This window comes from Enterobacter sp. NFIX58 (assembly GCF_900110475.1).
Lineage (GTDB): Bacteria > Pseudomonadota > Gammaproteobacteria > Enterobacterales > Enterobacteriaceae > Enterobacter > Enterobacter quasiroggenkampii.
The window spans coordinates 49515-61520 of the sequence record NZ_FODW01000004.1 but is presented as its reverse complement, the minus strand read 5'-3'; the positions used below and the strand labels follow the sequence as shown (position 1 = coordinate 61520).

Below are 12006 nucleotides of genomic sequence, written 5' to 3'. Positions count from 1 at the left end.
CCCGCTCCTTAGCCCCAAAGCTGAGCGATTGAGCGTTTGAACTGACGCGCCGCTTCCACCGGAGACGCCGCATCACGAATGCTGCGACCGGCAATAAAGACGTGAATCGGAATGCCCTTGAACAGCGGCAGATCTTCCAGTGCCAGACCGCCGGTAACGGTGACTTTAAAGCCCATATCCGCCAGACGTTTGATCGCGCTGATATCCGCTTCGCCCCACGCCACCCCTGCGGCCTGCGCGTCGCGGCTGCGGTGATACACCACCTGTTGTATACCCGCATCACGCCACTCCTGGGCCTGTTCCCAGGTCCAGAAACCGGTCAGCTCAATCTGCACGTCGCCGTTAAACTCTTTTGCCACGTCCAGCGCGCCTTTGGCAGTGTTGATATCCGCACAGCAAATGACGGTGACCCAGTCGGCGTTGGCTTCGAAGCACATGCGGGAGAGGATTTTGCCTGCGTCGGCTATTTTGGCATCTGCCAGCACGATTTTGTGCGGATAAAGCGCCTTCAGGTCGCGAACGGCGCGAACGCCCTCGCCCACGCAGAGAATGGTACCCACTTCGATGATATCGACTTCTTCCGCAATCAGACGGGTCGTTTCATAAGCGTGGGACAAGGTCTGGTTATCAAGCGCAACCTGCAACATGGGTAATGACATTTTCAATTCCTCTTAAACAGCCGCCGCTGTGGCGTTATCAATTAAATCCAGCACGTCCTGCTCGGTACGGCAGGCGCGTAAACGGTCGAAATTGGCTTCGTCATCAAACAGATTGACGATCTGCATGATGCCCACCTCCTGGTGGGTGTTAGCGTCAACAGCGGCCATGGTGATCAGGATGTCGACCGGGTCGTTATCTTCGTGGTTAAACACCAGCGGCGTTTTCAGCGTCACCAGCGCGAAGCCGGTTTTCTTGACGCCCTCTTCCGGGCGGCCATGCGGCATCGCCAGGCCCGGCGCAATCACAAAATAGGGGCCATGCTGCGCCACGCCATCCAGAATGGCCTGGTAGTAACGCGGCTCGACAACGTCAGCCTTAACCAGCAGATCCACGCTCAGCTTTACCGCTTCCTGCCAGGTGCTGGCCTCAGCCTGTAAAAGGATGGAGTTATTCTCTGCCAGCGAATCACGTAGTTTCATATGGCGTCCTTACTTCACGTCTTGTGGGAAGTGCTCTTTAATCACTTCCAGCAGTTTTGGTCCGAAATCCGCAGGCGACAGCATGTTGCGCACGCCCACCACGTATTTATTACCCGACACACTGATTTCGCCGGCGATATGAGTAGAGGCGATGATGATGTCCGCGCCGTTCAGCTCACTTTTGTATTCACCCACTGCGCAGCTGTTCACCGTGTGGTCGATGTTGGACTGGGTTAAAAACTGGTCCACTTTCATCTTCATGATCATGGAGCTGCCTTGCCCATTACCACACACAGCCAGGATACGTACGGTCATAATCGAAACTCCTTAATGAGCAGAGACTTCTGCTGTTTGTTTTTCCGCGTCTTCTTCTGCTCGCAGCGAACGGCCAGCGAAGAACATATAAGCCAGAGCAATCAGGATGATGATGGCCATAAAGACCAGCCCGATGGAGGCAAAGCCCTGCATCATCGGCGGTGCCAGAATTGACCAGTCCGCCATACCCATCCAGGCGCTCATACCGGTGAGCTTGACCGCCCACACGCAGCCGAAGATTTCCACCATGCCCATCACCAGGCAGATTTTGAGCGCCGCACGCCAGCCGCCGAAGTGGTTAGCGAATACGCCGATGGTGGCGTTGGAGAAGAACATCGGGATAAAGCCTGGAATAATCAGGATTGAGGAGCCGCAGCCGACCAGAATGCCCACCGCAATCAGCTGGCCGATAGTGCCCCACATAAAGCCCCAGACCACCGCGTTTGGCGCGAAGCTATAGATAGCGGCGCAGTCGATGGCCAGTACCGCGCCAGGGATCAGGCGCTGGGAGATACCGTTGAACGCTTCCGACAGTTCGGCGACGAACATACGTACGCCCTGAGTGATGATGAAGATCGCCACCGCGAAGGAGAAACCGGTCTGCAGGATGTAAACCGTCCAGTGGGTTTTGCCTGCCATCGCCTGCACCACGTCAATACCGAAGGAGAGCAGAATGGCACCGAAGAAGATGGTCATGACAATTGCGGTCGAAACGATGTTGTCGTGGAAGATATTCAGCCAGCCAGGCAACTTGAGGTCTTCAACGCTCTCTTCTTTTTTGCCCAGGTACGGCGCAACTTTATAGGCAATCCAGGAAGCAAACTGCTGCTGATGGCCGATGGAGAAACCGCAGCCGTCCGTCACTTCCTGAGTCGGCTTGTACATCATGTTGGAGGTGATACCCCAGTAGAGCGAGACCAGCACCGCGGTGCAGATAATCGTGGTCCACATTGGGTAACCGAAGATATAGAGAGAAACCGCGATCAGCCCCGCCTGCTGGAACATGATGTGTCCGGTGAGCATGATGGTGCGAATGCCGGTAATGCGGCGCAGGAGAACGTAGATGATGTTCAGCGCCAGGGCGAGCAGCACTGCATACCCCACCCAGCTATAGGCATCACCCATGCGCTCGATGGTCGCCATCATTGACGCGTAAGTGTCAGAAATCGCACCGTTGATGCCATACACTTCGGACATTTTGGCGACGACCGGCTTAAAGGTGCTGGTCAGAATGCCAGACCCCGCCTGTAACAGCATGAAACCGATAATGGTTTTGATGGTGCCTTTAATAATCACGCTGATGCTTTTGCGCAGCAGGATATAGCCCAGACACGTCACGATACCCAGCAGCAGCGGGGCGTTGGTCATTACCTGATTAAAGAACACGGTAAAGACGTTGTAGAGGATCTCCATAACTCTCTCCAGAAATGAGAACACGAGGGGTAATCCCTGTGCGGTTGGTGTCATCACTCTATTAATCACAAATAATCACCACAAGATTGAATTTGATTATTTGTGACGTATCACGCAATTTATTTCCATGCAGTTAATAATGATTTTCTTTACTGCATTGCGAAAACAAATTAATCATTATAATTCATCAAATTAATGAGTTGTGCGTACTACTATAACAAGTAAGACGCGGAGAATCTGTGAAGTTGAACGGATAAAAATCCGCATTTTTACCATTGCAAAGCGCGTCAAATGGTGCCAGCATTAATCACAACAAATCACTTCGTGATTATTTTTGATTAAACCAGGAGTCAAAACGATGAGTAAAGTGAACACCATCACCCGTGAGTCATGGATTCTGAGCACCTTCCCGGAATGGGGCAGCTGGCTGAATGAAGAGATCGAGCAGGAACAGGTTGCTCCTGGTACCTTTGCGATGTGGTGGCTGGGCTGCACCGGTATCTGGCTGAAATCAGAAGGCGGCGCCAATATCTGCGTCGATTTCTGGTGCGGCACCGGCAAGCAGAGCCACGGCAACCCGCTGATGAAAAAGGGCCACCAGATGCAGCGCATGGCGGGCGTGGAAAAACTGCAGCCGAACCTGCGTACCACGCCGTTTGTGCTCGATCCGTTTGCCATTCGCCAGATCGACGCCGTGCTCTCCACTCACGATCACAACGATCATATCGATGTGAACGTGGCGGCAGCGGTGATGCAAAACTGTGCTGACGATGTGCCGTTTATCGGGCCGCAGACCTGCGTGGATCTGTGGATTGGCTGGGGCGTGCCGAAAGAGCGCTGCATCGTGATGAAGCCTGGCGACGTGGTGAAAATTAAAGATATTGAAATCCATGCGCTGGATGCCTTTGACCGTACAGCACTGATTACCCTGCCTGCCGATCAGAAAGCCGCAGGTGTACTGCCGGACGGTATGGATGAGCGCGCGGTTAACTATCTGTTTAAAACCCCTGGCGGCTCCCTGTACCACAGCGGCGACTCTCACTACTCCAACTACTACGCGAAGCACGGTAACGAGCACCAGATCGACGTGGCGCTGGGCTCCTACGGTGAGAACCCGCGCGGCATTACCGACAAAATGACCAGCGCCGACATGCTGCGCATGGCGGAAGCGCTGAATACCAAAGTGGTGATTCCGTTCCACCACGATATCTGGTCAAACTTCCAGGCCGATCCGCAGGAAATCCGCGTGCTGTGGGAGATGAAAAAAGACCGCCTGAAGTATGGCTTCAAGCCGTTCATCTGGCAGGTCGGCGGCAAGTTCACCTGGCCGCTGGACAAAGATAATCTTGAATATCACTACCCACGTGGTTTCGATGATTGCTTCACCATTGAGCCAGACCTGCCGTTCAAGTCCTTCCTCTGATTGTGCAGCCACATCGCCAGACTTCATGTCTGGCGATGTCATATTTCTTTTAGTAATTTCACGCTATTTCAAATATCATCTTTTCAAATCAATTCTTATCGGAATAGCTCATGACGGAAGCGCAACGGCATCAAATTCTCCTGGAACTCCTGGCGCAAACCGGGTTTATCACCGTCGAGAAAGTGATCGAACGTTTAGGGATCTCCCCGGCAACGGCGCGGCGGGATATCAACAAGTTGGATGAAAGCGGCAAGCTGAAAAAGGTCCGCAACGGCGCGGAAGCGATCAGCCAGCAGCGCCCTCGCTGGACGCCAATGAATATTCATCAGGCGCAAAATCATGATGAAAAAGTGCGGATTGCCAGAGCCGCGTCGCAGCTGGTGAATCCCGGTGAGAGCGTCGTGATCAACTGCGGTTCCACGGCATTTCTGCTGGGCCGTGAAATGTGCGGCAAGCCGGTGCAAATCATCACCAACTACTTACCGCTCGCTAACTATCTGATCGACCAGGAGCATGAGAGCGTGGTGATCATGGGCGGGCAGTACAACAAAAGCCAGTCCATCACCCTTAGCCCTCAGGACAGCGAAAACAGTCTCTATGCCGGGCACTGGATGTTTACCAGCGGCAAAGGCCTGACGGCAGATGGCCTGTATAAAACCGATATGCTGACCGCGATGGCGGAACAAAACATGCTCAACGTTGTGGGCAAGCTCGTTGTGCTGGTCGACAGCAGCAAAGTGGGCGAGCGCGCTGGCATGCTGTTCAGCCGTGCCGAGCAGATCGACATGGTGATCACCGGCAAAGGCGCCAACCCTGAGATCCTCCAGAAGCTGGAAGATCAGGGCGTAAAAGTGCTGCGCGTTTAAAGGTGCTGGCGGAAAAACGCCACCGTAGCGTCCAGCGCCGTGGGCGTGATGCGGTGGCGGACGCCCGCTTCCCACAGACAGGTGAGATTACCGTCCAGGCCTGCATTCATTAACGCCTGCTGTAGTCGGAAGGTTCCCTCTGGCGGGACCACATCATCCGCGTCGCCGTGCCACAGCAGCAGCGGGCGATCCGCCAGGCGCGGCAATGCCCGGGTCACGTCCCACTCTTCGAGCGTCGCGGTGATTTCCGCTAAATCCTGAGGGGGAAAGAGCGTCTTCGCCAGCGACGTAAAATAGCCCGAGCCCATCAGGCAGGCGACCGACTTCACTTCCGGATGATGCGTCATAATCCCCAGCGCCGTCATACCGCCCATCGACGCTCCGGCCACGGCCAGACGATTCTCTGCCACCAGCCCTGCCTCATAAAGCGCATCGCGCAACCCGGCAAACTCGGTCAGGCTCCCGTGCAGAATGTGCCAGAACTGCCCAAGACGCGCCTGTTCGTTACCCATAAAGCGGGCGCCGTGGTCAGGCGCATCCGGCATCACCACGCGAAAACCCGCCTGCGCCAGCGCAACCGCAAAATAACTGTAAACCAGCTTCGATGAGGTAAACCCGTGATAAAAAACCACAACAGGCAGCGGTTTATCACGTTTACCCGCTGGCATAGCGTGTAAAATTTCATGGTCGCCGAGCTGGCGTATTTCAATTTCAATCATTGTCGACCCTGTACGAATGTATGATTCATAATGTTGAGAACTGGGTTACGCTTTCACATCATTTTCATTCGAAATATACGTCCCAGATAACACTTCGGGAACATTCCCCCAAAACTAAATTCACAGACAACTACACTATGGCTATCAGGAAACGAGATATGGTTATGCGCAGGTTTGCTGCTTTAGTGCTGGTGTTTCTGCTCAGTGGCTGTAGCGCGCTGCAGGGAACGCCGCAACCCGCTCCACCGGTCGCCGATCATCCACAGGAGATTCGTCGTAATCAGACGGAAGGATTACAACGAATGGGCACCGTCTCCGCGCTGGTTCGCGGCTCGCCGGATGACGCAGAAGCGGCAATCAAAGCACAAGCCGTCGCCGCCAAAGCAGATTATTACGTCATCATTATGATCGACGAAACCATCATAACGGGACAGTGGTATTCACAGGCCATTTTGTACCGTAAATAATGGTTTTCCTTTGAACGAGATTTACACTGCTTTGCGTCCACAGACATTTTCCTGTCCACAATAAACTCCATGCCCGCGTCAATGGAAGGGAGTTTATTCGCGAAGGATTGCCCGGCGGATACCGGAGATATGTGAAATGGAGCTGACGATGAAACGAACTCTTGCTTTGACCTCTCTGTTGCTCTCAGCAGGCCTGGTGAGCACCACTGCGCAGTCAGCAGAATTCGCCAGTGCTGACTGTGTAACTGGCCTGAATGAAATTGGCCAGATCTCCGTGAATAATATCTCGGGGAGCCCGCAAGACGTTGAACGCGTTGTGGCATTAAAGGCCGATGAGCAGGGTGCTTCATGGTATCGCATCATCCAGATGCAGGAAGATAACCATATCGACCACTGGCGGGTACAGGCCATTCTCTACGTGTAATATCCTCCTGATAAAAGCCACTTATTTTTAGTGGCTTTTCGCTTTTGCAAATTTTTTATCTAATCAAAAACCAATAAATAACAACAAAATAACATTTTGTTACATTAATTCAGTAAACGTAATCCCCGCTCTGCCGTTGAAGAACCATACCTTTTCAATGATGAGCAATTTATGATCAACGTTTTTCGCCGTGCAGGCCTGGGGGCGAAGCTGTCGCTGCTTACGGGCGTCAGTGTCGCCACGCTGTTTCTGCTTTTCACTTTTCTGCTCAGTCAAAAAGCCAGCCAGCAGCTTGAAGCCCTTGCGGTAGAAGACCTGCATAATCAGTCTACCGGCATGGTCGACATGGTGCAGATGTTTAACACCAGCCTGAGTGAAGAGGTGGAGAGTTATACCCGGCTGTTTACTACCTTTTTACCGCAGCCACTGAATAGTGATCCTTCCCAACCCCAGACGATCAACGGGCTCAGCGTCCCGCTTCTGAAAGGCGGCGACACCGGGCTACATGAAAATAACACCCTGTCGGACGACTTCCTGAACCGTACGGGAGCCATCTCGACGCTGTTTGTACGCAGCGGAAACGACTTTGTTCGCGTAGCGACTTCCCTGCGCAAAGAGAATGGCGAGCGGGCAATGGGCACCGTGCTGGATACTTCCAGTCCGGCCTTTGCCGCCGTCAACAAAGGTGAAGTCTACCGCGGCCTGGCGCTGCTGTTTGGCAAACGCTACATCACCCAGTATCAGCCCGTAAAAAACGCCGAAGGACAGGTCATTGCGATCGTCTTTGTTGGGGTGGACATCACTCACTCCTGGAACGTCATGCGCGAGAAAATTCTCAACCGCCGCCTGGGTGAGAGCGGTCACTTCTTCGTGCTGGATCGCAGCAACGGCAAAACGCGCGGGCAATACCTGTTCCATGCCGGTGAAGAGGGACAGCTGCCGAAGTGGGACGACGCGACGCAGCAGCAGCTTCTGGGTGACAAGCCCGGCACCCTGGAACGCGTAAGCGACGACGGCCGCACGCTTAAAATGGCGTATACCCCGCTGCCAGGCTGGAACTGGACTATTGTCGGCGAAGTGGATAAATCGGTGCTGCTCGCAAGCGTCAACGCCATGCGCGATCGCTTCCTGCTGGCCGGCGTGGTCTTATCTATCCTGTTTGCTGGTCTGTTCGTGGTCCTTATTCGCCGCGTGCTGACCCGACCGCTGCGCAATGTGATCCATCTTGCCCGGCAATATGCCGCAGGGGATCTCCGTTCCAGCCTGCCCGTGACGCGCCAGGACGAAGTCGGCCAGCTGATCGACGCTATCAACGGCATCGGTGGCGGCCTGCAAAAAATTGTCCTGCAGGTCCGCGAGGCCGCAGGCGAGATCCATTTGGGCACCAACGCGCTGGCCGCCGATACCGGCGAGATTTCTGAGCAGATCAACAAGCAGGCCAGCAGCGTGGAAGAGACCTCCGCCAGCATGGAGCAGCTGGCCGCCACCGTGCAGCAAAATGCCGCCAACATGGAGCAAACGCAGCAGCTGGTGGGTGAAACCTCGCTCGCGGTGCATCAGGGCGGTGAGACGGTCACCCACGCGGTGTCGACGATGGACGACATTCGCGAAGCGTCAAAACGCATCGAAGACATCACGCGCGTGATTGAGTCTATCGCTTTCCAGACCAATATCCTGGCGCTGAATGCGGCAGTGGAAGCGGCCCGCGCGGGCGAGCATGGGAAAGGGTTTGCGGTGGTCGCGCAGGAAGTTCGCGCCCTGGCAGGACGCAGCGCTAACGCGGTGAAGGAGATTGAACAGCTGATTGGCGATACGCTCAGGAAAGTGAGTGAGGGCCATGCGCTGTCTGAAAAGACGCGCCTGGCGATGGATGACATCATCATTCATATCGATAACATCAGCCAGCTGGTCACCGAGATTAACCATGCTTCACGCGAGCAGTCCGCCGGGATTGGCCAGGTGAATCTCGCCATGACCCACATTGGCGAAGCGTCGCATATTAATGCCGATCGTATCTCACGCAGCGAACAAACGGCTCAAACGCTGCGTGAGAAGGGATCACATCTGGCCCAGCTGGTAAGTCTGTTCCAGCTAAAAGACTAACCGACTCTGCCCGTCGCACGCAGCAGCAGGTCACTTTGCACCTGCTCGCTCATCAGCGTGCCGCCACGGGTATCCAGCATCATGCGGCACCACGCCTGCGCCACCGGGGGCGATGCGTGCCGCAGCATTTCGCTCCCGGCACCCAGCAGGAAAAGCTGCTGCGCAATTTCCCGCCCCTGCGCCTCCTGCGGTTTACGCAGTTTTTGCTGAAGCTGTCGCCAGCTGCGGTCGAAGTGTCTGTCCTGCCCTTTGACCTGTGCAAACTCATCGGCAAGCAGATCGTGAATACCCGGCTGCTTCGCCAGCACGCGCAGCACGTCCAGGCACATGATGTTGCCGGACCCTTCCCAGATGCTGTTCACCGGCATCTCGCGATACAGGCGGGGAAGTTCGCTCTCCTCGCAGTACCCGACGCCGCCCAGCACCTCCATCGCTTCAGCCACAAACGGGATGCCCGCTTTGCACACGCTAAATTTCGCGGCCGGGGTAAACAGCCGCGCCCATGCCGCCTCCTTCGGATCCGCGCGTTTATCCCACGCCCGCGCCAGGCGGAACAGCAGCGCCGTTTGCCCCTCCAGCACCAGCGCCATCCGGCTTAGCACTTCGCGCATGAGCGGCTGATCGATAAGATTTTTGCCGAAGGTCTGGCGCTGATGCGCGTGGTACAGCGCCACGGACAACGCACGGCGCATGAGTCCGTGGCTGCCCAGCGCACAGTCAAAGCGCGTCAGACCGCCCATTTTGAGGATCTGCCGTACCCCTTCGCCCTCTTCCCCCAGCAGCCAGCCGGAGGCATCGAGAAACTCCACCTCGCTGCTGGCGTTGGAGCGGTTCCCGAGCTTGTCCTTAAGGCGCTCCAGCCGGACGGCGTTGCGCTGTCCATCAGGCAAAAAGCGCGGCACAAAAAAGCAGGACAACCCGCCCCTCGCCTGCGCCAGCACGAGATGCGCATCGCTTTGCGGGACGGAGAAAAACCATTTATGCCCCACCAGCCGGTAGCTGCCGTCGCCGCATTTTTCCGCTTTGGTGGTGTTGCTCAGCACGTCCGAGCCGCCCTGCTTTTCCGTCATCCCCATACCGATCAGCAGGCCGCGCTTTTGCGCGCCAGGCGCCAGATGCGGATCGTAGCGATCGCTGAGTAGCGGCGTCAGCCAGTCGTGAAATATTTTGGGAAGCGCCTGCTGCAGAAGCGGCGTGGCGGCAAACGTCATGGTGACCGGACAAAGCGTGCCCGCTTCCACCTGAGCATGAAGCACAAAGCGTGCGGCCCGCGCGACAAACGCCCCTTTACGCGCCTCCTCTTCCCATGCCAGGTTATGTACCCGATTGGCACACAGCCCCTGCATCAGCAGGTGCCATGCCGGATGAAAGCGGACGTCATCCAGTCGCTCTCCGGTGGCGTCATAGCGAAGCAACTCCGGCGGATTCACGTTCGCCAACCTGCCCAGCTCCAGCGACTCTGCGGTGCCTAACTGCTGCCCGATGCTGGCGAGCAGCTCGATATCCCACTCGGCCCCTTCACGCGCGACCGCATCGCGCAGCGCGCAGTCCGAGAGGAAAAGGTTGCTGTTAGAAAGTGGTGCGGGTTGATTGAAAACGGTATGGGTCTGCCAGTGCATACTGTCTCCCTCCTTCAGTGGCAATGACGATAAGTATGGACAGACCGCGCATACGCTGCATGGGAGGGGAGTCACACGTTCACGATCCCGCTGATATCATTCGTGAAATAGCTCACAGAACATAAGAATAAACTATTTCATGCCTTCGCTTTTGTTGAATAATTTATTCTTACCCTTTTCAGTGAGGATCGTTATGCAACCGGATGCGCACAAGCGAGCATTAATTGCCGGCTCCATTGGTAACTTTATCGAGTGGTATGAGTTTGCGGTCTACGGTTTTCTGGCGACCGTCATTGCGAAGAACTTCTTCCAGCTTGAAGGGGAAGCGGGGCTTACCAGCCTGATCCTCACCTACGCCTCATTCGCCATCGCCTTCTTCTTCCGTCCGCTGGGTGCGGTGGTGTTTGGACGCATCGGCGACCGAATTGGCCGTAAGCCGACGCTCATTATTGTACTGGTGCTCATGACGCTGGCCACAGCCGCCATCGGCATTGTGCCGCTCTACGCCAGCATCGGGATTGCCGCACCGCTGATCGTTACGCTGCTTCGCATCCTGCAGGGGCTGTTCGCGGGGGGCGAGTACGGCGGTGCGGTCTCGCTGATGACGGAGTTTGCTCCGCGCGGCAAGCGCGGGCTCTATGGCGCGTGGCAGTCCTTTACCGTAGCGCTGGGGCTGTTAGCGGGTGCAGGTATCGTGGCGCTGCTCTCTGCCCTCCTCACGCCTGAGGCCCTGCACGACTGGGGCTGGCGCATTCCTTTCTTCCTGGCGCTGCCCATGGGCGTTGTTGCGCTGTGGCTTCGTGTCAGTATGGAAGAGACACCCAGCTTTGTGCAGCAGCAGGACAAACCGGTTGTCGCTCAGGCGGATACTGCCGCCACGCTCCGGGCCATCGTGATGGGGATTGGCCGCGTGATGGTCTGGTCTGCAGCGGGGTACACCTACCTGGTGATTATGCCGACCTATCTGCAGTCGGCGCTGCACACCGGGTTTAACCAGGCGCTGCTGATCGCGGTGATTTCGAACGTTGGGTTTGCGCTGACCATCATTCCGTCGGGGATCCTGAGCGATAGGATCGGGCGTCGCACGGTGATGATTATCGCCACCGCGCTGCTGCTGATCCTCGCCCTGCCGCTGCTGAAACTGCTGCAGGCGGAGTCCAGCACGCTGGCGATGAAAGCGATAGTGGTATTGATTGCGGGCGGCCTGGTGGGCATGCTGGCAGGGCCGGGCCCGGCGATGCTCTCTGAGATGTTCCCGACGCGCGTACGCTATACCGGGCTGGGGCTGGCCTACTCGTTATCGAACGCGATTTTCTCAGGCTGTGCGGGGTTAATCATTACCGGGCTGATTAAGCAGACGGGTAACCTGGATATTCCGGCGTACTACGTGATGGCAACGGCGGTGGTGAGTATTTTCGCACTGATGACGCTGAGGAAGGATGACCATTTACGGTCGTTAGAGGAGTGAGGTTAATGCCCGGTGGCGCTACGCTTACCGGGCCTACGGTACCGTGCCTT

12 protein-coding genes are annotated in these 12006 nt (G+C 56.1%); 6 read left to right on the top strand and 6 right to left on the bottom strand.

Going from position 1 to position 12006, the window contains the following annotated elements; all coding sequences use genetic code 11:
• Window positions 1-8: 8 nt before the first annotated feature.
• The 4 genes from ulaD to ulaA are packed head-to-tail and all read right to left on the bottom strand — an operon-like array spanning window position 9 to window position 2867.
• Entirely contained in the window at window positions 9-659 is a 651-nt protein-coding gene (gene ulaD / locus BMW97_RS16650) for a 3-keto-L-gulonate-6-phosphate decarboxylase UlaD (protein ID WP_008502901.1), read from the bottom strand.
• 12 nt (window positions 660-671) lie between these two features.
• The gene (ulaC, locus tag BMW97_RS16645) at window positions 672-1139 is read right to left on the bottom strand and encodes a PTS ascorbate transporter subunit IIA (RefSeq protein WP_024907321.1); all 468 of its coding nucleotides are present in this window, start codon (window positions 1137-1139) and stop codon (window positions 672-674) included.
• A gap of 9 nt (window positions 1140-1148) precedes the next feature.
• Window positions 1149-1454, bottom strand: coding sequence for a PTS ascorbate transporter subunit IIB (gene ulaB, locus BMW97_RS16640; protein ID WP_003856022.1), 306 nt, complete (start codon window positions 1452-1454; stop codon window positions 1149-1151).
• Between the two features lie 12 nt (window positions 1455-1466).
• Complete coding sequence (gene ulaA, locus BMW97_RS16635; RefSeq protein ID WP_090393003.1) at window positions 1467-2867, bottom strand: PTS ascorbate transporter subunit IIC; 1401 nt, start codon at window positions 2865-2867, stop codon at window positions 1467-1469.
• 358 nt (window positions 2868-3225) lie between these two features.
• Between ulaA and ulaG the strand changes: the two genes are divergently transcribed.
• Both ulaG and ulaR read left to right on the top strand, forming a co-directional pair.
• Window positions 3226-4290: an L-ascorbate 6-phosphate lactonase gene (gene ulaG, locus BMW97_RS16630; RefSeq protein WP_010427455.1), complete on the top strand. Its 1065-nt coding sequence runs from the start codon at window positions 3226-3228 to the stop codon at window positions 4288-4290.
• 110 nt (window positions 4291-4400) lie between these two features.
• Window positions 4401-5156: an HTH-type transcriptional regulator UlaR gene (gene ulaR / locus BMW97_RS16625; RefSeq protein ID WP_045907973.1), complete on the top strand. Its 756-nt coding sequence runs from the start codon at window positions 4401-4403 to the stop codon at window positions 5154-5156.
• Here the strand turns inward: ulaR and yjfP are convergent.
• Window positions 5153-5875 (bottom strand): esterase, encoded by a 723-nt coding sequence (gene yjfP, locus BMW97_RS16620; RefSeq protein ID WP_045907972.1) that lies wholly within the window; start codon window positions 5873-5875, stop codon window positions 5153-5155. The genes ulaR and yjfP overlap by 4 nt on opposite strands.
• A gap of 137 nt (window positions 5876-6012) precedes the next feature.
• On the opposite strand from yjfP, the gene bsmA reads away from it, so the two are divergent.
• From bsmA to BMW97_RS16605, 3 genes are all read left to right on the top strand, one after another.
• The gene (gene bsmA / locus BMW97_RS16615) at window positions 6013-6342 is read left to right on the top strand and encodes a biofilm peroxide resistance protein BsmA (protein WP_072052249.1); all 330 of its coding nucleotides are present in this window, start codon (window positions 6013-6015) and stop codon (window positions 6340-6342) included.
• Between the two features lie 148 nt (window positions 6343-6490).
• A complete protein-coding gene (gene yjfN, locus BMW97_RS16610; protein ID WP_008502907.1) occupies window positions 6491-6766 on the top strand; it encodes a DUF1471 family protease activator YjfN in 276 nt (91 codons plus the stop codon).
• A gap of 171 nt (window positions 6767-6937) precedes the next feature.
• Entirely contained in the window at window positions 6938-8869 is a 1932-nt protein-coding gene (locus BMW97_RS16605; protein ID WP_045907970.1) for a methyl-accepting chemotaxis protein, read from the top strand.
• Here the strand turns inward: BMW97_RS16605 and BMW97_RS16600 are convergent.
• Complete coding sequence (locus BMW97_RS16600; protein WP_045907969.1) at window positions 8866-10488, bottom strand: isovaleryl-CoA dehydrogenase; 1623 nt, start codon at window positions 10486-10488, stop codon at window positions 8866-8868. The genes BMW97_RS16605 and BMW97_RS16600 overlap by 4 nt on opposite strands.
• A 193-nt stretch (window positions 10489-10681) precedes the next feature.
• Here BMW97_RS16600 and BMW97_RS16595 point away from each other — a divergent pair, with 193 nt between their 5' ends.
• Window positions 10682-11956, top strand: coding sequence for an MFS transporter (locus BMW97_RS16595; protein WP_045907968.1), 1275 nt, complete (start codon window positions 10682-10684; stop codon window positions 11954-11956).
• Window positions 11957-12006: the final 50 nt, after the last annotated feature.